The sequence below is a fragment of the Corynebacterium lizhenjunii genome, from assembly GCF_011038655.2.
GTDB classification, from domain to species: domain Bacteria; phylum Actinomycetota; class Actinomycetes; order Mycobacteriales; family Mycobacteriaceae; genus Corynebacterium; species Corynebacterium lizhenjunii.
The window spans coordinates 2,253,507-2,273,990 of sequence record NZ_CP064954.1 but is presented as its reverse complement, the minus strand read 5'-3'; the positions used below and the strand labels follow the sequence as shown (position 1 = coordinate 2,273,990).

Genomic DNA, 20,484 nt, shown 5'->3' with positions numbered 1-20,484 from the left:
GGTTATTGCACGTCCCTTCGGCGGTAGCGGGTCACGGCCACGGTGGAGATGAAGCCCAAAAGGGCCACCACCAGCATGGCGTTGACTACGGTGGTATTGAGCGAGTAGCAGATGTAGGTGGCCATGGCGCACTGGAACATGGCCACGAAGCCGTCCATGCCCACCAGGCGGTCTAGCGAGTTGGGGCCGACAATAATCCGCCACGTGGTGATCAGAAAGGACACCGTGATGAGCACCGCGGCCACTGTCAGTCCGATGTTGTACAAACTGGGGTCCATCTAAACCGTCCTTTCAAAGATGTGGATCATTGACTTTTCTAGCCGCGCGATGGCGGCGAGTTCGCGCGCGATTGCTTGCGGGTTGTCTGCGTCGAGTATGTGCACGGTCAGTTGCCGCGAGGCGATGTCGATGTCGGTCACAGCCCCGCCGGGCTGCAGGTTGTAGAGCATGACGGACAGGGCGAGGACAAATTCGCTGTCCACGCGCATGGGGACGGTGAGAATCGCGGTCTTCGGCGGGGCGGCCGGGCGTAGCGCCAGCCAGGCAACTTTGACGGAAGCTTGGAAGAACTCGCCAATCCATACCAGGATGAAGCGCGCCAGCAGTCCCCAGGAGATGTCCAGGCCGGATAGCGGCATGGCTGGCAGGGGCAGCGCCATGGTGACTGCCAGTCCGACGAGGATGCCGCCCACGATGTTGGCTACGGAGACCTCGCCCATTAGCAGGCACCACATGATGGTGAGCCACAGGACGAAGAGCGGGTGGAAGCGGTGTTTGAGGCCGCTGAGTTTAGCCATGGAGGTCCTCCTTCGCGGGCGCGGTGCTAACCGGGGTGGGGGAGGGGGTCACGGGTGCGGTGGAAATGCCGGGCGCCGGGTCTGGCAGCGGGGTGCTGCGGCGGTCCAGGCTGTCGCTGCCGCCGGTGTTTTGTTCCGGGGCATCCAGCGTGCGCCCGGGTTTGCGCTCTTGCTTGCCGATGCCGCCGTCACCGTCACTGTCAGCGCCAGCCGGGCTGCCCGCGCCGCTGCCGGCCGCGCTGCCGTTTGCGTCGTTGCCGGCCGCGCTGCTGCCTGCCGGGCCAGCCGAGCCAGCCGCAGCGTCGAAGTCGGGGCCCAGGACTGCTTCGCGGTAATTGCGGGTGTCTTGGGCGGACTCCGCGGCACGCGAGGTCACGCCGGAGATGGGCCCGGCCAGTACGGTGATGGATAGTGATGCCACCACCAGCAAAGTGGTGGATGCCACCATGCCGAAGGGGAGTTTGCCCACGTCGGCGCGCTCGTCGAACTCGACTTCGTCGGTGACATCGCCCAGGGGAGCGGGACGGGCTTGGGCCAGGTGGCCTTCGGGGGCATCGGCACGGTCGCGCTGGAAGCCTTTGGCCCACACCAGCACCATGACGTAGAGGGTGAGCAGGGAGGTCACCACGGCGCCGATGATAAGCACCCACGCCAGCCAGGAGCCCTCGTTGGCGCCGGCCTGGAGGAGGATGACTTTGCCCAGGAAGCCGGAGAACGGCGGGATGCCGCCCAGGTTCATGGCGGGAATGAAGTACAAGATGGCGATCAGCGGGGCGGAGTAGAGCAGCGAGCCCAGGCGCCGCAGGGAGGACGTGCCTGCTTGGCGCTCAATCAGGCCGACGACCAGGAAGAGGGTGGTCTGGACCAGAATGTGGTGGATGGCGTAGAAGATGGCGCCGGAAAGGCCTTGGGCGGAGCCTAGGCCCACGCCGAAGATCATGTATCCGATGTGGCTGACCAGGGTAAAGGACAAGATACGTTTGATGTCCGTTTGCGCCATGGCGCCTAAGATACCGATGATCATTGTTGCGAGCGCGACCCACAAAAAGAGGGTATCTAGGCTGCCGTCGCTAAACACGGAGGTGCGCATGCGGATGATTGCGTACACGCCCACTTTGGTCAGCAGGCCGGCGAAGACGGCGGTGACCAGGGCCGGGGCGGTGGGGTAGCTATCTGGCAGCCAGGCATCCAGCGGCACCACGGCCGCCTTGATGCCAAAGGCAATCAGCAGCACGCCGAAGATGGCGGTGCGCGTGCCGGCCGGGATTTCTTCCATGCGCAGGCCGATTTGGGCCATGTTCATGGTGCCCACGGCGGCGTAGACCAGGGCCAGGCCCAGCACGAAGACCAGGGATGAGGCCATGGAGACCATCACGTAGACCACGCCGGCGCGCACGCGTTGTGGGGAGGCGCCTAGGGTGAGCAGCACGTAGGAGGCCACCAGGAAAATCTCGAAACCGACGTAGAGGTTGAACAAATCTCCGGCTAGGAAGGAGACGTTAATGCCCATGCTCAGCAGCATGTAGGTGGGCTGGAATACGGCGACGGGGTCTTCTTTGCCGCCGTCGCGCAGGCCCTGGCTGATGGCGTACCACATCACGCTAAAGAGCACGACGGAGGAGGTAAAGAGCATCATGGCGCTGAGCCGGTCAGCGACCAGCGTGATGCCAATGGGCGCGTCCCATCCGCCTAGCTGCAGGGTCTGGATGCCGGCGACGTCGGCGATCACAATCAGGGCGGCGGCCACCACGGCATTGGCAAGCAAGGAGAAGAATGCCAGCACGCGTTGCAACCTGGGAGTACGCCCCAGCAGCAGCGCCAGGGCGGCGGCGACGGCCGGGATGAGAATCGGCAGCGGGATCAGGTAGCTGACCCACGGCAGCAGCGCGTCTACGAAGGGGTGCAGGGAGTCGCTCATCGCTGGCCTCCCGTGGCGTCTTCGACGGGGCCTTCAAAAAAGCGCGGGCCAAAGCTATCGCCTTGCTTGGTGGCGCGCCCGGTGGCTGGGTCCGCGGAGGCGTCCATGTCTGCGCTGGCGCTGGCCGGGGCCTTGGTGGCGATGGCGGCGATGGCGGCATCCTCAGTGTCGTCTTCGATAATGTCCGCGGAGCGGTAGCGGTACTGACGGTATGCCAGGGTGAGGATGAACGCGGTCAGCGCCATGGAAATAACAATTGCCGTCAGTATCATGCCCTGCGCCAGCGGGTCTGCAATCCGCTCGCCGTAGGGGGCAACATCGCGGCCCATAATTGGCGGGGAGCCGGGCGGTCCGCCGGCTTGTAGCATGAGTAGGTTTGCCCCGTTGCCGATGAGGAGGATGCCCATGAGCATCTTGGTCATCGCGCGGTCGAGCAGTAGGTACACGCCCGCCGCCACCAGGGCGCCGGTGGCCAGAAGCAGCATGAGGTTAGCTTCCATTGGTCTCCTCCTGTGGCTGGTGGTGGGTGGGGATGGCCCGGAATGTTCCGGTGATAGGGCTGGTGCCTGAGCTTGCCGATGCCCCCGCAGCCCCACCGCCGCGCACCCCCACCGGTTCCCGGGTGGAGCTAACCCCTGCGGAGCGTTGTTGTTGGCGGGCAAGGGAGCGCTTGCGGTCGCGAGCGCGCTGCTTGCGGGCTTCTTCTTCCTCGTCGAGCTTGATGCCCAGGGAGTCGAGGATTTGTTTAATCAAGCCCACCACAATCAGGTAGACGCCGGCGTCAAAGACCAGGGCAGATGGCAGGGAGACTCCGCCGATAAGCGGTATGTCCACGCTGGTGTAGCCGGAGGTTAGCGGCGGGTGGCCAAAGCCCATGGGCACTATGGCGGCGATGGCGGAGATGATAAGCCCGCTGCCTAGGAGGCGGGAGGCGTCGATGGGCAGGGCCTCTTCGAGTTCTTGGCGCCCGCCGGCCAGGTAGCGCAGGGTGAGCGCCAGGGCGGCGACCAGGCCGCCGGCGAATCCGCCGCCGGGGGCGTTGTGGCCGGCGAAGAAGAAGTACAGCGATAGCGCCATGATGGAGGGGAAGAGCACGCGGGTGGCCACGTCCACCATGAGGGAGCGGTTTTGTTGCTGCTCGGACTCGGATCCGGCAGCCAACCAGCGCCGGCCGGTGACTTGCAGGGTGGGCCGGCGCGAGGCGCGGGTAAAGGACTGGGTGCGGTAGATCAGGGAGGCCACGCCGGTGGCGGCGATGACTAATACGGTGATTTCCCCAAAGGTATCCCATGCACGCATGTCCACCAGCAGCACGTTGACGGCGTTTGCGCCGTGGCCTATCTCCTTGGCCAGCTCTGGCATGTATTCCGAGATGGGCCGGGATACGCGCGCATTGATGGCGAACAAGCCCACTAGCACGGTGGCTAGACCGGTGGCCACGGATAGCCACGCGCGCAGGCGATTGCGCGAGGGCTCCGGGCGCCAGTCTACGTTGGCCGGCATCTTGCGCAGCACCAGCATGAAGATGACCACCACGATGGTCTCCACCAGCAGCTGGGTCAGCGCCAAGTCCGGTGCGCCGTGCAGGGCGAAAATCGCCGCCATCGCGTAGCCGGTTACGCCAACCACCAGCACTGCGGAGAGGCGGTTGTGCATGACAGTCGCGGCCACGGCAGCGGCGATGATGATAAACGCCGCGATAGCCTGCCACGGGTTATCTGCAATGATCATGCGCACATCCGTGAGGTCCCCACTAATCAGCGCGATGGTGGTAATCAGGATGAAGCAGATGAAAATGGTGGTCAGGCTCGCCTGCAGGGAACCGCGCTGCGTGGACGCAGTAATGCGCAGCGACCACGTGCGCAGCTGTGCCAACACAAAGTCATAGGCGTTATCCGCAGAGCCCAGTGCCGGGGTTTCAAACTGGGCCTTGGCCAGCAGGTCGCGCTGCCAGTGCAGCACACAACCGGCCACGATAATGACCACAGAGATTCCCAGTGCCGGGGTAAATCCATGCCACAAGGCCAGGTAGCCGTGCGCGTCTGGACCGAAGATATTGTTCAGGTGCGCATTGATGGCGCCGCTGAGCGGGCCCGGGTTAAGCCCGAAGAAGATGGTCAGCGCCGTGAGCACCGCGGGGGGAATCCACAGCAGCGGACCAACGGCGTGCATGCCAGCCACAGCAGGCGACAGGCCGGGGTGCTCGGTGGAGCCACTGGGGGCATCGGCAGACTTGGTAGCAAACGCCCCCCACAGGAAACGCAAGGTATAAGCCATGGTCAGCATGGAGCCCAGCACAATGGCCACCAACATCATGTTGCGTGGCATGCCCACCAGCAGCTCCTCAGCCATCACGGCCTCCAGCACCGTCTCCTTAGCCACAAAACCCAGCAGCGGGGGCACGCCAGCCATGGACAGCCCGGAGACCACAGAAATCACCAGCAGGATGGGCGCGCGCCGCCACAGGCCGCTAAGCTTGCCGATGTCCCTGGTCCCCGTCACGTGGTCAATCGCGCCCACCACCATAAACAGGGCGGCCTTGAACAGGGAATGCGCGAAGGTCAGCGCCAAGCCCGCGAGCATAGCCTCGCGCGAGCCGATGGCCACGACCGACATGATGAAGCCCAGCTGCGAGACCGTGCCATAGGCCAACACCAGCTTCAGATCGCGCTGCTTGAGGGCCATCCAACCGCCCAGCAGCATGGTGAACAAACCGGCCGGGATTACCACCAGATGCCAGGTGGCAACCTCATGCAACTCCGGGGCCAGGCGGGCAATAAGGTAGATGCCTGCCTTGACCATCGCCGCGGAGTGAAGGTAAGCCGAAACCGGTGTAGGTGCGGCCATTGCCCCTGGCAGCCAGAAGTGCGCCGGGGCAATCGCGGACTTGGTCAGCGCGCCGGCCAGGACCAACACAATCGACGACGTGATGAACGGCGTGGCGGTGATATCAACATCCAGGGTGGCGATCCCGCTGAAGTTCCACACCCCAGTCTGGCGGCCAAAGCCAATCATGCCCAGCAGCATGGCCAGGCCGCCCAGGACGGTAACCATGAACGCCTGCTGCGCCGAACGCCGGGAGCTCGCGCGCTCCCCATAGTAGCTGACCAGCAAGAACGACAGCAGGGAGGTGATTTCCCAGAAGACGTAGAGCAGCAGGAAGTTATCTGCGATAACCAGCCCGTACATCGCGGCGGCAAAGCCGGACATTTGGGCGCCGAACATGGTCAGGCGCCGCGGGGTGTGGTCGAAATACCCCCAGCAATACAACAGGATAAGCGTGCCCACGCCCAAAATAATCAGGGCAAACAGGCCGGCCAGTGCGTCCATGCGGAAGCCAAACTCCAGGTGGGCGCTGGGCATCCACCGGTACGTGGCCTCCAAGGCGGCGCCGTTGGCGAACGCCCCGGTATGGAAGAGGTTGAGGACCCAGAAGAATCCCGCGCCGGGAACCAGCGCGATGAGTCCAAAGGCCGGCCGGCCTAGATAATAGATGAGCGCGGGTGCTGCAACAGATGCGGCGAGCAAGGCGATGAGCAAAAGCAGCACGGCAGTGGCGGACCCCTCGTTTAGTTAAAGCCTGTAGTGAACGGGTACCACAGTACCGTAATTTTTTCACTTGCGTAAAGGTGCGTAAGAGGCGTAAAGGGGCGGGCCTTGCCCGTCGCCGCGCATTTGCCGCTGGCTGCCGGCTTCCTCCCGCCGACGGCTGCCGGCTTGCTCCCGCCAACGGCTTCCGAGGGGCTGCGCCTTCGGGGTTAGAGTCGCGTGAGGAACAGCGCCTCAGCGATGGCGATGGCGCTGAGCTCCTCCGGATCCACCGATTCATTTGCGGAGTGGATAGTGCACTGCGGCTCCTCCACTCCGAACAGCGCGATTTCGGCCTCCGGGAATGCCTCTTGGAGTTCCACCGTCAGGGGAATCGACCCGCCCATGCCCTGTGCGCTGACGCTCACGGGTGCCGCGTCCTGCGCAGATCCCTGCCCGACGGAACGACCGGCGTCCTGCGCGGAGTCCTGCCCGGCGCTGTAGGCGTCTGCCAAACACTCGGCTAGCAGCTTCGCAGCGGGCTTGTCCGGATCGGTCTCGAAGCCACGGTTGGCGTCCTTGATGCTCCAGCTCAGCTTCGCGCCCCACGGCACGTGGGCTTCCAAGTGCGCGCACACGGCCTCCGCCGTGGCCTGGGGGTCCATGGTGGCTGGGGTGCGCAGATTCAGGTTCGCCGCGGCCGTCGCCGGCACCGCGTTGACGGCCTGCTCCACCGGTGTGGAGCTAAAACCAGTCACGCTTATCGCGGGGCGGGCCCAAATCATATCCGCCACCGGGGTGGCACCGGCCGGGTCCCCGGCGCCCATGATTTCGGTGCCGGGCAGCATCTGGGCATCGGCGGCAAAGTCCTCCGGCGGATAGGCCTGGCCAGGCCATACGCCCGCGCAGTCCACGCCGTCAATGACGGTGCGGCCGTAGTCATCCGTCAGCGAATCAATCGCCCGCATCAGCGCCTTGACGGCATCCGGCGCGGCCCCACCAAACTGGCCCGAGTGCACTGCTGCGCTCAACGTGTCCACGCGGACCTCAATCTGCGCACCGCCGCGCAAGGACGTGGTTAGGGTCGGTTGGCCGGCTTTGGCGTTGCCGGCATCGGCAATCAAGATGACGTCCGCAGCAAAAAGTTCCGGGCGGGTGGCAATCAGGTGGCTCAGGCCTTCACCACCGCGCTCCTCCGAGCCCTCGATGAGCACCTTCACGTTCACCCGCGTACCCCCAGCGGCCTCCACCGCGCGCAGCGCCGCCAGGTGCATGACCAGGTTGCCCTTGCAATCCGCCGCCCCGCGGCCGTACCAGCGCGGGTTGCCCGCCGCGCCTGGGCGTTCCGTGAGCTCAAAGGGGTGCGACTCCCACGCCGCGTGGTCCCCGGCGGGCACCACGTCGTAGTGGGAGTAGAGCAGGACGGTGGGGGCATCGGCAGCATCGGCAGACTTGGTGCCCAGCAGGGCCGTGGAACCATCGGTGGTGGCAATGGCCTCCACTGCAAACCCGGCCTCGCGCAGGCGGTCCTGCACCCACTGCGCGGCAGCGGCATTGTCGGCCTCACAGCCGGGCTCGTTGTGTACGGAGTTGAAGGCCACAATCTCCGCCAGCTGGCTAAAGATGCGCTCGCGGTCAGCCTCGATAAAGGTGCGCACGGCCTGGGCAGTATCAGTAGTAGAAGAACTCATGCGTCCCACTCTATCCCCCAAACGTGCGGTGATGTGCATATTCGATGTGGCATTTCCGCGCGCGGGGACTACCATTCGAGTGTTCACTATTAGTCAATAGAAAGGGTCTTCCATGGCTACCCCACTAGCCCCGGATGGCACACGCGAGCACTCCGAGCTGCGCGAGCTGACGCTGCGCGGCGTCATCATCGGCGGACTGATCACGCTTGTCTTTACTGCCGCAAATGTCTACCTGGGTCTCAAGGTGGGCCTGACGTTTGCTACCTCCATTCCCGCAGCCGTGATTTCCATGGCCGTGTTGCGCAAATTTGCTGGCCACAATATCAAAGAAAACAACATCGTGCAGACCATCGCGTCTGCCGCCGGCACTTTGTCCGCCATCATTTTCGTCCTGCCTGGTCTGGTGATGGTCGGTTATTGGACCGGTTTCAGCTTCTGGGAGACTACTGCGGTGTGCGCCATCGGCGGCATCCTGGGCGTGATGTACTCCATCCCCCTGCGCCGCGCTTTGGTCACCGGCTCTGACCTGCCCTATCCCGAAGGTGTGGCCGCCGCCGAGGTGCTCAAGGTCGGCGATTCCGCCGGCATGTCTGCCGATGCCGCCGACGCCTCGCTTGCCGATGCCGCCAATGGCGCCAGGTCTGCCGGTGTGACCTCCGCCGCCGGTGCCAGGTCTGCCGACGGTGCCGCGCCCGCCGACCCTGCCGCCGAAAACGCCAAGGGCTTGCGGGTAATCCTGGTAGGCAGCCTGGTTTCTGCCGCAGTCTCCCTGCTGGCGGCCACCAAGGCCATTGCCTCCTCGGTTTCGGGCTACTTCAAGTTTGGCACGGGCGCTACCACGCTGGGCTCCTCGCTGTCCATGGCGCTGATTGGCGTTGGCCACCTGGTGGGGTTGCCCGTCGGTATAGCCATGTTGGTGGGCGTGTTTATTTCCTTCTTCGTGCTCCTGCCGCTGCGCAACGCGGGGGAGGTAGCGGCCGCGACGGACACCGCAGCGCTGGCAGATATTGTTGATACCGTCTTTTCTTCCGAAATCCGCTTCATCGGCGTGGGCACCATGGCCATCGCCGCAGTGTGGACCTTGATCAAAATTGCCGGGCCGATTGGGCGCGGCATCGCCCAGTCCTTAGCTTCTTCGCGCAACCGTAAGTCCGGCCAGGAAGTCGCCGTAGAAGAGCGCGACATTCCTTTCCCGTATGTGGCAGGCACGATTGTGCTGCTCATGGTGCCTATCGCGGGGCTGTTGTGGAACTTTGTCGCGGGTACTGATATTGAGGAACACAAGGTAGTCCTTATCACAATTTCGGTGCTCTTTACCCTGGTTTTGGGCCTGGTCATTGCGTCTGTGTGTGGTTATATGGCTGGTCTGATTGGCGCGTCTAACTCGCCTATTTCCTCCATTGGCATTATCGCCGTTTTGGCGGTCTCGCTGCTGATTGCTGCCGTCACCCGCGGCACCGACGCGCAGCCGCTGTCCTTGGTGGCATATACGCTGTTCACCGCCGCCATTGTCTTTGGCATCGCCACCATTTCTAACGACAACCTCCAGGACCTTAAGACCGGCCAGCTGGTGGGCGCCACCCCGTGGAAGCAGCAGGTGGCGTTGATTATCGGCGTGCTGTTTGGCTCCGTGGTTATCCCGCCGATTCTGCAAATTATGCTCACCGGCTTCGGCTTCCAGGGCATGGAGGGCGCCGGCGAGGACGCACTCGCTGCTCCGCAAGCTGCGCTGATGTCCTCGGTGGCCTCCGGTATTTTTGATAATTCGCTGGATTGGTCGCTCATCTTCACCGGCATGGGCATTGGCGCGGTGCTCATCATTATTGATGAGGTCCTCCGCGCCACCACTGACAAGTACTCCCTGTCCCCGCTGGCCGTCGGCATGGGCATGTACCTGCCGGTATCCCTGACGATCATCATTCCGCTGGGCGCCATCCTGGGTAAGTTCTATGATCGCTGGGCCGCCCGCCAACCGAACCCCGAGTTCAAGCAGCGTACCGGCACCCTGCTGGCCACCGGCTTGATTGTGGGCGAGTCCCTCTTCGGCGTGGTCAACGCGGCTATCATCGCGGCCTCTGGCGGCGCCAGCCCGCTGGAGATTTTCCCCGGCGGCACCGCTGCCAGCGTCCTCGGCGTGGTGGTCTTCGCCGTCGCCATCGCGGGCATTTACTCCTGGACCCGCAAGAAGGCCGCTAGTTAACCTCCCACGCCCGTTCGGGGTTTGACTACTTTGGTCTTACCCTGCGGGATCTTGTTGCTGGCCCTCGCACCCTCCTTGGCGCTAATTCCATAGCCTCTGTCTGGCGAATTAGACAAGGAGGGTGCGCTGCATCGAAACGGCGCGGCGTGCGTCGTAAGGCGAGATGCCAGGCTGAAGCATCTGGTGTCTAGTACCATCCGCCCCACGCGATACCTGGATACGAAACTACCCGGCGACTTATACAAGTAGCCGCGAACCCGCAATGCGACCTGGGAAAACGCAACCGGCGGCGGGTCACCTGGATACGAAACTATCCCGCGACTTATACAAGTAGGGCTTGTCCTATCGACCTGGGGCAGCTTCGGTTGCGCTGTTGGTTGTTGGTGCTAGACTGTGGGACAACAGTTTGGCCGCTTGCGCGGGCAGGCTGGAAATGGAGCGTCCCCAGCCTCCGTAGATTTCAGCTGAGGACGCTTGGGCCTAGTGGCCCGTGTGGACTATGGCTGTAACCAAGTCCACCAGTGCGGCCGCGAGAATTATAACTCCGCTGACCAGCTCAAGGACGGCAATCCGGCTGGCAGTGGAGTTTTCTTTTCCGCGACCGGGTGTGCGCTTAGGGCGCTTGCTCAGTGAGTGTTTGCCCATTACACACCTCCCTTCGTTCGGAGGGGTTGGTCCCTCGCCCGTTTGGAGCGCGGGAGTTAGCCCACGTTGGCGCGGGCTTTGGCGCGCACCGACGAGGAAGTCACATCCATTTGTCCCGAGCGTCGTGGTTACCTTGCGGTTAGTCCGCGGACCCCCGAGTCAATCGTGTTTGTGAACCACCCAACACTATACCTGTTGATTGCGCCAGCGGGAAGGGCTTTTAGGCTCCTGCGAAGGGTGCGGTTCTAGTCTTGAGCAGGTCTGACCGAGAATTTGGGGGTTGCGCTGTTGGCTGGTGGTGCTAGACTGAGGGGCAACAGTTTGGCCGTTTGTGCGGGCAGGCTGGAAAATGGAGCGTCCCCAGCCTCCGCAGATTTCGGCTGAGGACGCTTGGGCCTAGCGGCCCGTGTGGACTATGGCTGTAATCAAGTCCACCAGTGCGGCCGCGAAGTAGATTGCTCCGCTGACCAGCGTTAGGATGGTGTCCCAGCTGGCAGTGGAGTTCTCTTTTCCGCGACCGGGTGTGCGCTTAGGGCGTTTGCTCAGTGAGTGTTTGCCCATTACACACCTCCCTTCGTTCGGAGGGGTTGGTCCCTCGCCCGTTTGGAGCGCGGGAGTTAGCCCACGTTGGCGCGGGCTTTGGCGCGCACCGACGAGGAAGTCACATCCATCTTCTTGTCCCGAGCGTCGTGGTTACCTTGCGGCTAGTCCGAGGACCCCCGAGTCAATCGTGTTTGTGAACCACCCAACACTATACTCGTTGTTCGGCAGCGAGGGAAGGGAGCCAAAGGCTCGACGAAAGGCGAAGTTCCGACCTCTAGTAGGGGTTGCTGGGAATTTGGGGGGGGTTGCGCTGTTGGTTGTTGGTGCTAGACTGTGGGGCAACAGTTTGGCCGTTTGTGCGGGCAGGCTGGAAATGGGATATCCCCAGCCACGTGGTAGTTCGGCTGAGGATATCTGGGCCTAGCGGCCCAGGTGGAGCAGTGCAGTTACTAACTCCACGATTGCAGCCGCGAAGTAGATTACTCCGCCCGTCAGCTGAAGTTTGAGTGTCCAGCTGAGGGTGGAGTTTTCTTTTCCGCGACCGGGTGTGCGCTTAGGGCGTTTGCTCAGTGAGTGTTTGCCCATTACACACCTCCCTTCGTTCGGAGGGGTTGGTCCCTCGCCCGTTTGGAGCGCGGGAGTCAGCCCACGTTGGCGCGGGCTTTGGCGCGCACCGACGAGGAAGTCACATCCATTTTTTCCCGAGCACCGTGGTTACCTTGCGGTTAGTCCGAGGACCCCCGAGTCAAGCATGTTTGTGAACCACCCAACACTATACCTGTTGATTGTGTCGGCGGGAAGGACTTTTAGGCCCCCTGCGAAGGGTGAGGTTTTAGTCTTGAGCAGGTCTCTCTGACCGAGAATTTGGGGGTTGCGCTGTTGGCTGGTGGTGCTAGACTGTGGGCAACAGTTTGGCCGTTTGCGCGGGCAAGCTGGAAATGGAGCGTCCCCAGCCTCCGTAGATTTCGGCTGAGGACGCTTGGGCCTAGCGGCCCAGGTGGATGATGGCACTAATCAAGTCCACCATCGCAGCCGCGAAGTAGATTACTCCGCTGACCAGCTCAAGGATGGCATCCCAGCTGGCAGTGGAGTTCTCTTTTCCGCGACCGGGTGTGCGCTTAGGGCGCTTGCTCAGTGAGTGTTTGCCCATTACACACCTCCCTTCGTTCGGAGGGGTTGGTCCCTCGCCCGTTTGGAGCGCGGGAGTTAGCCCACGTTGGCGCGGGCTTTGGCGCGCACCGACGAGGAAGTCACATCCATTTCTTTTCCCGAGCGTCGTGGTTGCCTAACGGCTAATCCGAGGACCCCCGAGTCAATCGTGTTTGTGAACCACCCAACACTCTACCGGTTGCCCGCGCGTTAGGGAAGAGGGGCTATGTATTAAGGAGGAGGGGCTACGCATGGAGGAAGAGGGGCTACGCATCGGCGGAAGAACGATAGTCCCCGAAGGTAAGAACAGCATCCCGTCAATGCGCCGGGGTGTCTAGGCCAATCATCCTAGGCGTCCCGGCCACTGGCTAGCTCCCGTTTACTAGTGCACCACCGCGTGTGATCCGGACTTGGGGTTGTCGCGGAAACACCAGACGGTAATCACGGTGATGGTCAGCAGCACCAGCGCCATGAGGCCGATGGTGGTCAGGTAACCGCTGTTGTAGGCGGGGGCGGCGAGGCTGTGGAGGTCGGGCTGGTGGAGGGCATCGGTGGACAGGTCAGTGTGGCGTGCCATGAAGAAAGGCACCAGAGAGCCGGTGATGGCGATGGCCAGCAAGGTTCCGAACTCGTAGGAAACTTCTTCCACGCCGGCGGCCATGCCGGTGCGGTGGAGGGGAGCGCCGCCGATAATCGCGGTGGAGGACACGGACATTACCAGGCCCGCGCCCAGCCCGCCGAGGATCATCGCCACGACGAAGACAGTGAAACTATCCCGCCCGCCGGCCCACCAGACGGTGGCGGCGGATACCGTCATCAACAGGAATCCGCCGCTAATCAGCGGCAGGAAGCCAACTTTGTGCAGCACAGCGCCGCCCAGGACGGAGGTGGGCAGGGCCGCGATAGCCATGGCGGAGATCACTAGGCCTGCCTCCAGGGGAGTGAATTGGTCTACCAGTTGTAGCTTCTGGGTGGTAGACATCTCCAGGCTGGCGAGGCCGAACATGGCCCCGCCGGCTGCCAGCACGCCGCCGCTGAAAATCCGGGAACGGAAGATCTCAAACGCCAGCAGAGGATCGTCCAGTTTGCGTTGCCGCAGCGCAAAAACGACCGCGCCCACCACGGTCACTCCCAGTGTGATTGCCGCGGTGCCGTAGTGCGCACTGGCGGTGGATTTAATCACCATCACCAGGGCAGTCAGTGTTACCAGTGCGTATAGTGCCGACGGCAGGTCCCAGTGCTTGTCTGGGTTCGGCTGGTTGGGCGGCGCCAGCCACAAGGTCAGCAGAAAGGCCACGGCGACAATCGGAACGTTGATAAGGAATATCGATCCCCACCAAAAGTGTTCTAGCAAAAACCCGCCGACGGTCGGCCCGGCCGCCGCACCGGTGACTGCCACGGAACCCCAGATGCCGATGGCGGTGTTGCGCTCGACTTCATCGGGAAAGGTATGCCTGATCAAAGCCAGCGTCGCGGGCATCATCACCGCGGCGCCCAGACCCAGGAAGGCGCGTGCGGCGACCAATAGCCATGCCGAAGGCGCAAAGGCCGCCGCCAAGGAAGATAGACCAAAAATCGCGAGACCCACCAGGAACATGCGTCGGTGGCCCACCTTGTCGCCCAGCGTGCCGGTGCCTAGCAGTAGTCCGGCCAGTACCAGTGCATATGCGTTGATAATCCACAGCTGCTCAGTATCAGAGGCGTCCAGCTCGGTCGCTAAGGTAGGCAGCGCGGTATACAAAATAGAATTATCAAGGCCAATCATCAGCAGGCCAATGGAAATGACCGCGAAGAAAGTCCATCGGTGGGTTCTCATGGCTGACTATTCTAATGATGTTTGTTCATTTTTGTTTACGCCCGCTTCCGTGTGCTCTTTCGTGCGCCCCAGCCGCCCCTTCACAGCATTCTGACAGCTTCTGGGAAGAACCTCCTATAGGCTAGATGGCATACTGCCTTGTAATTGAAGTTGTTTAGCCCTTTAACCCCAAAACCCATAACCCCCAACCCATACCAAGGAAGGCTTTCTGGTGGAAGAAAAAGACGTCACTGTCCTAGTAGTTGATGATGAGCCCAATATCGTCGAGTTGCTCACGGTGTCCTTGAAGTTTCAGGGCTTCGAGGTGCATACGGCTGGTTCGGGTAATGAGGCTTTGCGGGTTGCCCGGGAGATTAACCCGGACGCCTACATTTTGGATGTGATGATGCCCGGCATGGACGGCTTTGAGCTGCTGACCAAGTTGCGTCAGGAGGGCTTGGATGGCCCGGTGCTGTTTTTGACGGCTAAGGATAGTGTGGACCAGCGTATACATGGGCTCACTATTGGGGCGGATGACTATGTGACTAAGCCTTTCAGTCTGGAGGAGGTCATTACCAGGCTGCGGGTGATTTTGCGCCGTGGCCAGCTGGCAGATGATGGCCGCGCGGACGCCACCATGACGTATGCGGATTTGACGCTGAATGATGACACCCATGAGGTCACCAAGGCTGGTGAGATCATTGATCTCTCGCCCACGGAGTTCAACCTCTTGCGCTACCTCATGCAGAACAAGGAGGTGGTGCTGTCGAAGGCAAAGATCTTGGATAACGTGTGGCACTACGACTTTGGTGGTGACGGCAACGTGGTGGAGTCCTATATTTCTTATCTGCGCCGCAAGATTGATACGGGGGAGACCCAGCTGATTCATACGGTGCGCGGCGTGGGCTATGTGTTGCGAAAGCCGCGCAGTTAGCTTATGCATTCCCGCTTGACTTCGGGGCTGGCTACGTCAGTGCCGCTGCGCGTGAGTTTGATGGTCATGGTGGTGGTGGTATCTGCGTTGGGTTTGGGCATTAGCTCGCTGGCGGTAAACACCATCATGCGGGAGACTGTCTATGGCCAGGTGGATAAGGATCTGCGCGCCGCGGTCAATGGTTGGGCGCGCAATGAGGAGTTGTTGGGCGATGATAACGCCCGCCACCCGCCCAGTGAGTACTCCCTGATTAGTTTTCAGCCCAATGGCCGCGAGCAGTACTTCAACTTGGAGCCGTCGGCGGTGCCGAAGGTGGAGGACTTGGTCATCGACGGCCCGCCGCAGACGGTGGACGCCACCCCGGTGGATGGCACCCGCGCCACCTCGCCTAAGAACAGCCCCCAGTGGCGCGCGATTGCCACTGAATACGGCGGCACTGTCATTGTGGTGGCCAAGCGGGTGGAGCGTGAGAATAACCAGCTGCGTGGCCTGGCGGCTATCCAGATGCTCATTTCTTTCGCCGTGTTGGTCATTATCAGCTTGGTCAGCTATTGGGGTATCCAGCGGGCCTTGCGCCCTTTGCAGGTGGTGGAAAAGACGGCATCGGAAATCGCGGCTGGCAACCTGGACAAACGTGTGCCTAAGTGGGACGCCCGCACGGAGGTGGGCGAGTTGTCCCAGGCGCTTAACGGCATGTTGGCGCAGATTCAGCGTTCGGTGGAGACTGCGCAGAATAAGGAGGAGCAGATGCGCCGCTTTGTCGGGGATGCTTCGCATGAGCTGCGCACTCCGCTGACTAGTTTGCGCGGTTACACGGAGCTGTACCGTTCGGGCGCTACGGATGATGTGGACCGCGTGTTAGAGAAGGTCAATGAGGAATCTACCCGCATGTCGTTGCTGGTAGAGGACTTGTTGGCGCTGACTCGCGCGGAGGGCAATCGCCTGGAGTTGCGCACGGTAGACCTTTTGGAGTTGGCGCTGTCTGCTGGTTCCTCTGCTCGGGCGGCTTTTCCGGGCCGCAAGGTGGAGGTTCACAATCAGTCCAAGGGAATCCCGTTGGTTAATGGCGACCCGGACCGTTTGCACCAGGTGTTGTTGAACTTGGTCAGCAATGGTCTACGCCACGGCGGCGAGGACGCGGAGGTCAGCATCGATTTGCGCGAGGTGGGCACGCACGTATGTATTGATGTCACGGATAATGGCCGGGGCATGAGCCCGGATGTTGCCTCCCATATTTTTGAGCGCTTCTACCGTGCGGATACTTCCCGCACGCGCGATACTGGTGGCTCTGGCCTGGGCTTGGCCATCACTAAGTCCATCGTGGAGCAGCACGGCGGGGAGATCACTTTGGTCTCCGAGGAGGGCGTGGGCTCTACCTTCACCGTGGCTTTGCCTAAGCTTGAGCAGCCTCAGCTTGCCGATGCCCCCTCAGGCCCCTAGCTAGAGCCCCCGGCAAGCGCCCCCTAGCTAGAGCCCCCGGCAAGCGCCCCCTAGCTAGAGCCCCTCAGTCCTGCACTACGTAGCCGTCGGTATCGGTGCCCAGGTGCTGGCGGATGCGGGTGGCGGCCTCGTCCATGGCGGCGGCATCGGTGGCATCGGCAGCATAGCAGCGCTTGAAGTCGTATTCTTCCATTTTGTCGGTGGGGAAGACGTGGATGTGGGTGTGCGGGACGTCAAAGCCTGCAATGATGTAGCCGGCACGTTGGCTATCCCACGCGTTCTTGACGGCGTTGCCCACCTTCATGGCTACTTCGTTGAGGTGCGCCCAGGTCTGTGCGTCTAGGTCGGTCCACTTGTCTACCTCGGCAACGGGCACCACCAGGGTGTGCCCGTAGCGCAGTGGTTCGATGGATAAAAAAGCCACGACTTTATCGTCGCGGTAGACAAACCGTCCGGGCAGTTCGCCGTTGATGATCTTGGTAAATACAGAAGACATGGGTCTTACCCTACCGGCAGTTAAGATAGATGGCATGCGAATTCTTGTTATTGGTTCGGGCGGCCGTGAACACGCCCTGCTCAAAGGCCTGAAAGCTGATCCGTTGGTTTCTCAGCTTCACGCAGCACCTGGCAGCGCCGCCTTTGCTCAGCTGGCCACTGTCCACCCGGAGTACTCGCAGGTGGACGATCCTGCCCGGATGTTGGAGCTGGCCCAGGCTATTTCCCCGGATTTGGTGGTGGTGGGTCCGGAGGTCCCCCTGGTGGCGGGTGTGGCGGATGTGCTGCGTGAGCAGGGTTTTGCAGTCTTTGGCCCCAGCCAGGCTGCTGCTCAGATTGAGGGCTCGAAGCAGTTTGCTAAGGAAGTCATGGCCGCTGCGGGAGTGGCCACTGCCCGCGCGGAGCAGCTGACCCCGGGTGCCCAGGACGGCGATATTGAGGCCGCCTTGGACCGCTTTGGACCGCATTTTGTGGTTAAGGATGATGGCCTGGCAGGCGGCAAGGGTGTGGTGGTCACCCAGGATCGCGCCCAGGCGCGTGCCCATGTGGACGCGGTGTTGGCGGCGGGTAATCCGGTGTTGTTGGAGTCTTTCCTGGAGGGCCCGGAGGTTTCTTTGTTCTGCCTGGTGGATGGGGAGACGGTGGTTCCGCTGCTGCCCGCCCAGGACCACAAGCGGGCTTTTGATGGTGACCAGGGCCCTAACACAGGCGGTATGGGGGCGTACACGCCGTTGCCGTGGTTGCCAGCTGATGGAGTCAGCCGCATCGTAGAGGAGGTTTGCGTGCCGGTGGCCCGGGAGATGGTGCGCCGGGGTACTCCGTATTCCGGCCTGCTGTATGCGGGCCTGGCGTGGGGGCCGCAGGGCCCGGCGGTGGTGGAGTTCAACTGCCGTTTTGGAGATCCGGAGACGCAGGCGGTGTTGTCTTTGCTGCGCTCCCCGCTGGCGCAGGTGCTGCACGCCACGGCGACGGGCACCCTGGCTCAGTTGCCGCCGTTGGAGTGGGAGGACGGTTATGCCGTGACGGTGGTTCTGGCGGCAGAGGGCTACCCGGCTGCCCCGGTTAAGGGCGCGCAGATTACCTCCCCTGACTTGGGCGATACCGCCAAGATTCTCCACGCTGGCACTGCCGCCGCGGGCCAGGGCTTTGTGGCCAGTGGGGGCCGGGTGCTCAATGTGTTGGGCAAGGGGCCCCAGCTTGCCGATGCCCGCGCGGCCGCCTACGCCGTACTAGACCAGGTGGACATGCCTGGTGGGTTCTACCGCAGTGATATTGGTCTAGCCGCCGCGGAGGGCCAGATCTCCGTTTAAGGTCCATTTCTTAACTGCAATCCGCGCCCGATTCTAAGGAGCTTCCTTAGCTTCGGGTGCGCTTGGAATAAGTTGAGATTTACCTGTGATGATTCTCACCTGCATGTGATGCTCGGGTATTTGTGCAGGTAATCGCGGGGGGGGGTAAGGCTTTTCGGGGTTTATTTCTCCAGTGAACTACCGAAAACTGTTAATTCCATTCAGCCTGGGTTACGGTGGCCCTGAGCTTCGATCTATTTGGAGCACTTGCCTAAGACGTATCTGAATAAGGGTTGGTCCACTTCCTAACCCTTGGTACGCCATGTCCGATTTAAGGCCCGATCAGTGTTTTCGGGTGCTACAAGTCACCAGTGAGGAATTACCACATGGCTAAAAATGTTATCGCGCTGCGCAGCGTCTCTGCTGCCGCCGTCATCGGCCTGTCCCTGGGCCTGGGCGCTACGGGTGCCGTGGCCCAGGATGGCGAGCAGCCTGCTGGCACTGCTGCGCAGGATGGCGAGCAGCCTGCCGGCACCCCTGCTCCGGCTGGCAACCCCGCTCACCCCGCCACCATCAACCAGACCACCGGTACGCTGACCATCCACAAGAAGGCCAACCCGGAGAGCACCAGCGACCCCACCGGTGAGGAAGACGCCAACGTTTCCGGCACGCCACTGGAGGGCGTGGGCTTCAAGTTCTTCAAGATCAAAGACATTGATCTGAACACCAACGATGGTCTGGCTAAAGCTGCGAAGCTGAAGGCTAGTGACTTCACCTATGCCGACGGTGCCGTCGCTGGCGCTGACCTGTACGAGGATAAAAATGCCGTCAAAGGTGAGCTGACCACTGATGGCGATGGTGTGATCAAGCTCGAGAACCTGCCCATTGGTGCTTACTACGTGGTGGAAACCACTCCGAAGCCTGGCTTTGCTCCGGCATCCCCGTTCATTGCTTTTGTGCCGATGACCAAGGGTAACGCTGCCAAAGGTGGCACTGAGTGGAACTACGATGTTCACGCTTATCCGAAGAATTACGAGTCCACTGCAACCAAGGCTGTTGAAGATACTAATCAGCAGGTGGGTCAGGACATCACCTTCTCTATTACCGGTGATGTTCCGGGTGGTCTGGATCGGGACAAGGGCCTGACCAAGTTTGTGTTTAGCGATGACCTGGATCAAACCAAGGTCACCTACAAGGCAGGCCAGACTCCTACTGTTGAGGTGCTGGGTGCAGATGCAACCGCTGATGCTTTGGGGACCTTGACCTACAAAGACGACTTCACCGTTGCAGTGGATGAAGGCACTCAGAAGCTGACCGCTGAGCTGACCAAGGATGGCCTGGCCAAGTTCAATAAGGATTACAAGACGACCGGTAAGAAGCTGCGTCTGTCCTTCGCCGCTACTGTGAAGGCCTCTGGTGAGTTGACCAACAAGGCCACCGTGGTTTCTAACAACGGTACCGGTGGTGGTGACTACACCACCGAGACCAATGAGACCAAGTCTTACTGGGCGAAGGTGAACATCGTCAAGAAGGACGCTGAAGACGAGAAGAAGGTTCTGAAAGGCGCTGAGTTCGAGGTCTACGGTTCTGCAGACAATCAGTGCACTGAGGCTGATTTGGTCGAAGACAACAAGATCGAAGTTGATGGCCAGAAAAAGTGGACCACCAACGACAAGGGCCAGGTGACCATCAATGGCCTGCACGTCAACGACTGGGATGATAACTCTGGCGCCAGCGAACAGCAGTTCAAGGCGTACTGCCTGCTGGAGACTAAGTCCCCGACTGGTTACGAGCTGCTGTCTAAGCCGATCAAGCTGGAGCTGAAGAAGACTCCGGAGACTGGCTTCACTGGTACCGCTGGCGAAGGTGCTACCGATGTCAAGGCGGAGAACTATGAGCTGACTGCAACGGTGAAGAACCTGGAGGACACCACTCCGAAGCTGCCGCTGACCGGTGGTGCTGGTATTGGCATCCTGGCTGCGATTGCAGCAGTACTGATTGGTGCTGGAGCTCTCTACGCACGTCGCAACTCCAAGACGGCTTAATTTCTTAGTCGCTTG

17 protein-coding genes are annotated in these 20,484 nt (G+C 61.6%); 5 read left to right on the top strand and 12 right to left on the bottom strand.

Annotation, left to right across the window (positions count from 1 at the left end; translation table 11 throughout):
• Positions 1-2: 2 nt before the first annotated feature.
• From G7Y31_RS10475 to G7Y31_RS10450, 6 genes are all read right to left on the bottom strand, one after another.
• Positions 3-278: a monovalent cation/H+ antiporter complex subunit F gene (locus G7Y31_RS10475; protein WP_165007237.1), complete on the bottom strand. Its 276-nt coding sequence runs from the start codon at positions 276-278 to the stop codon at positions 3-5.
• Complete coding sequence (locus G7Y31_RS10470) at positions 279-797, bottom strand: Na+/H+ antiporter subunit E (RefSeq protein ID WP_165007234.1); 519 nt, start codon at positions 795-797, stop codon at positions 279-281.
• Positions 790-2,715: a Na+/H+ antiporter subunit D gene (locus tag G7Y31_RS10465; protein ID WP_244977379.1), complete on the bottom strand. Its 1,926-nt coding sequence runs from the start codon at positions 2,713-2,715 to the stop codon at positions 790-792. The genes G7Y31_RS10470 and G7Y31_RS10465 overlap by 8 nt, the downstream gene beginning before the upstream one ends.
• Positions 2,712-3,215: a Na(+)/H(+) antiporter subunit C gene (locus tag G7Y31_RS10460; protein WP_165007231.1), complete on the bottom strand. Its 504-nt coding sequence runs from the start codon at positions 3,213-3,215 to the stop codon at positions 2,712-2,714. Before G7Y31_RS10460 ends, G7Y31_RS10465 begins: the two co-directional genes overlap by 4 nt.
• Positions 3,205-6,264, bottom strand: coding sequence for a Na+/H+ antiporter subunit A (locus G7Y31_RS10455; protein ID WP_165007228.1), 3,060 nt, complete (start codon positions 6,262-6,264; stop codon positions 3,205-3,207). Before G7Y31_RS10455 ends, G7Y31_RS10460 begins: the two co-directional genes overlap by 11 nt.
• A gap of 209 nt (positions 6,265-6,473) precedes the next feature.
• Positions 6,474-7,934, bottom strand: coding sequence for a dipeptidase (locus tag G7Y31_RS10450; RefSeq protein WP_165007225.1), 1,461 nt, complete (start codon positions 7,932-7,934; stop codon positions 6,474-6,476).
• A gap of 112 nt (positions 7,935-8,046) precedes the next feature.
• Here G7Y31_RS10450 and G7Y31_RS10445 point away from each other — a divergent pair, with 112 nt between their 5' ends.
• Positions 8,047-10,134, top strand: coding sequence for an OPT family oligopeptide transporter (locus tag G7Y31_RS10445; protein ID WP_165007222.1), 2,088 nt, complete (start codon positions 8,047-8,049; stop codon positions 10,132-10,134).
• Positions 10,135-10,614: 480 nt separating this feature from the next.
• On the opposite strand, the gene G7Y31_RS10440 is transcribed toward G7Y31_RS10445, so the two are convergent.
• From G7Y31_RS10440 to G7Y31_RS10420, 5 genes are all read right to left on the bottom strand, one after another.
• A complete protein-coding gene (locus G7Y31_RS10440; RefSeq protein WP_165007218.1) occupies positions 10,615-10,779 on the bottom strand; it encodes a hypothetical protein in 165 nt (54 codons plus the stop codon).
• Between the two features lie 396 nt (positions 10,780-11,175).
• Entirely contained in the window at positions 11,176-11,340 is a 165-nt protein-coding gene (locus tag G7Y31_RS10435) for a hypothetical protein (RefSeq protein WP_165007215.1), read from the bottom strand.
• A gap of 402 nt (positions 11,341-11,742) precedes the next feature.
• Positions 11,743-11,907 carry a hypothetical protein gene (locus tag G7Y31_RS10430; RefSeq protein ID WP_165007212.1) on the bottom strand — a complete coding sequence of 55 codons (165 nt, stop codon included), beginning with the start codon at positions 11,905-11,907 and terminating at the stop codon, positions 11,743-11,745.
• A gap of 400 nt (positions 11,908-12,307) precedes the next feature.
• A complete protein-coding gene (locus G7Y31_RS10425; RefSeq protein WP_165007209.1) occupies positions 12,308-12,472 on the bottom strand; it encodes a hypothetical protein in 165 nt (54 codons plus the stop codon).
• Positions 12,473-12,853: 381 nt separating this feature from the next.
• Complete coding sequence (locus G7Y31_RS10420; protein ID WP_235923160.1) at positions 12,854-14,287, bottom strand: MFS transporter; 1,434 nt, start codon at positions 14,285-14,287, stop codon at positions 12,854-12,856.
• Positions 14,288-14,495: 208 nt separating this feature from the next.
• On the opposite strand from G7Y31_RS10420, the gene G7Y31_RS10415 reads away from it, so the two are divergent.
• Positions 14,496-15,200 (top strand): response regulator transcription factor, encoded by a 705-nt coding sequence (locus G7Y31_RS10415; RefSeq protein WP_165007347.1) that lies wholly within the window; start codon positions 14,496-14,498, stop codon positions 15,198-15,200.
• A 15-nt stretch (positions 15,201-15,215) separates the two neighbouring features.
• The gene (locus G7Y31_RS10410) at positions 15,216-16,640 is read left to right on the top strand and encodes a sensor histidine kinase (RefSeq protein WP_342356032.1); all 1,425 of its coding nucleotides are present in this window, start codon (positions 15,216-15,218) and stop codon (positions 16,638-16,640) included.
• Between the two features lie 64 nt (positions 16,641-16,704).
• Here the strand turns inward: G7Y31_RS10410 and G7Y31_RS10405 are convergent, their stop codons facing one another.
• Entirely contained in the window at positions 16,705-17,136 is a 432-nt protein-coding gene (locus tag G7Y31_RS10405) for an HIT family protein (RefSeq protein WP_165007202.1), read from the bottom strand.
• Positions 17,137-17,170: 34 nt separating this feature from the next.
• On the opposite strand from G7Y31_RS10405, the gene purD reads away from it, so the two are divergent.
• Both purD and G7Y31_RS10395 read left to right on the top strand, forming a co-directional pair.
• Positions 17,171-18,445 (top strand): phosphoribosylamine--glycine ligase, encoded by a 1,275-nt coding sequence (gene purD / locus G7Y31_RS10400; protein ID WP_165007199.1) that lies wholly within the window; start codon positions 17,171-17,173, stop codon positions 18,443-18,445.
• A gap of 365 nt (positions 18,446-18,810) precedes the next feature.
• Entirely contained in the window at positions 18,811-20,469 is a 1,659-nt protein-coding gene (locus tag G7Y31_RS10395; RefSeq protein ID WP_165007196.1) for a SpaH/EbpB family LPXTG-anchored major pilin, read from the top strand.
• Positions 20,470-20,484 lie beyond the last annotated feature (15 nt).

Coding starts and splice junctions, on each gene's coding strand:
- G7Y31_RS10460 (WP_165007231.1), bottom strand. CDS start 3,215: ATGGAAGCTAACCTCATGCTGCTTCTGGCCACCGGCGCCCTGGTGGCG.
- G7Y31_RS10450 (WP_165007225.1), bottom strand. CDS start 7,934: ATGAGTTCTTCTACTACTGATACTGCCCAGGCCGTGCGCACCTTTATC.
- G7Y31_RS10405 (WP_165007202.1), bottom strand. CDS start 17,136: ATGTCTTCTGTATTTACCAAGATCATCAACGGCGAACTGCCCGGACGG.
- G7Y31_RS10395 (WP_165007196.1), top strand. CDS start 18,811: ATGGCTAAAAATGTTATCGCGCTGCGCAGCGTCTCTGCTGCCGCCGTC.
- G7Y31_RS10470 (WP_165007234.1), bottom strand. CDS start 797: ATGGCTAAACTCAGCGGCCTCAAACACCGCTTCCACCCGCTCTTCGTC.
- G7Y31_RS10425 (WP_165007209.1), bottom strand. CDS start 12,472: ATGGGCAAACACTCACTGAGCAAGCGCCCTAAGCGCACACCCGGTCGC.
- G7Y31_RS10435 (WP_165007215.1), bottom strand. CDS start 11,340: ATGGGCAAACACTCACTGAGCAAACGCCCTAAGCGCACACCCGGTCGC.
- purD (WP_165007199.1), top strand. CDS start 17,171: ATGCGAATTCTTGTTATTGGTTCGGGCGGCCGTGAACACGCCCTGCTC.
- G7Y31_RS10430 (WP_165007212.1), bottom strand. CDS start 11,907: ATGGGCAAACACTCACTGAGCAAACGCCCTAAGCGCACACCCGGTCGC.
- G7Y31_RS10420 (WP_235923160.1), bottom strand. CDS start 14,287: ATGAGAACCCACCGATGGACTTTCTTCGCGGTCATTTCCATTGGCCTG.
- G7Y31_RS10475 (WP_165007237.1), bottom strand. CDS start 278: ATGGACCCCAGTTTGTACAACATCGGACTGACAGTGGCCGCGGTGCTC.
- G7Y31_RS10440 (WP_165007218.1), bottom strand. CDS start 10,779: ATGGGCAAACACTCACTGAGCAAGCGCCCTAAGCGCACACCCGGTCGC.
- G7Y31_RS10465 (WP_244977379.1), bottom strand. CDS start 2,715: ATGAGCGACTCCCTGCACCCCTTCGTAGACGCGCTGCTGCCGTGGGTC.
- G7Y31_RS10445 (WP_165007222.1), top strand. CDS start 8,047: ATGGCTACCCCACTAGCCCCGGATGGCACACGCGAGCACTCCGAGCTG.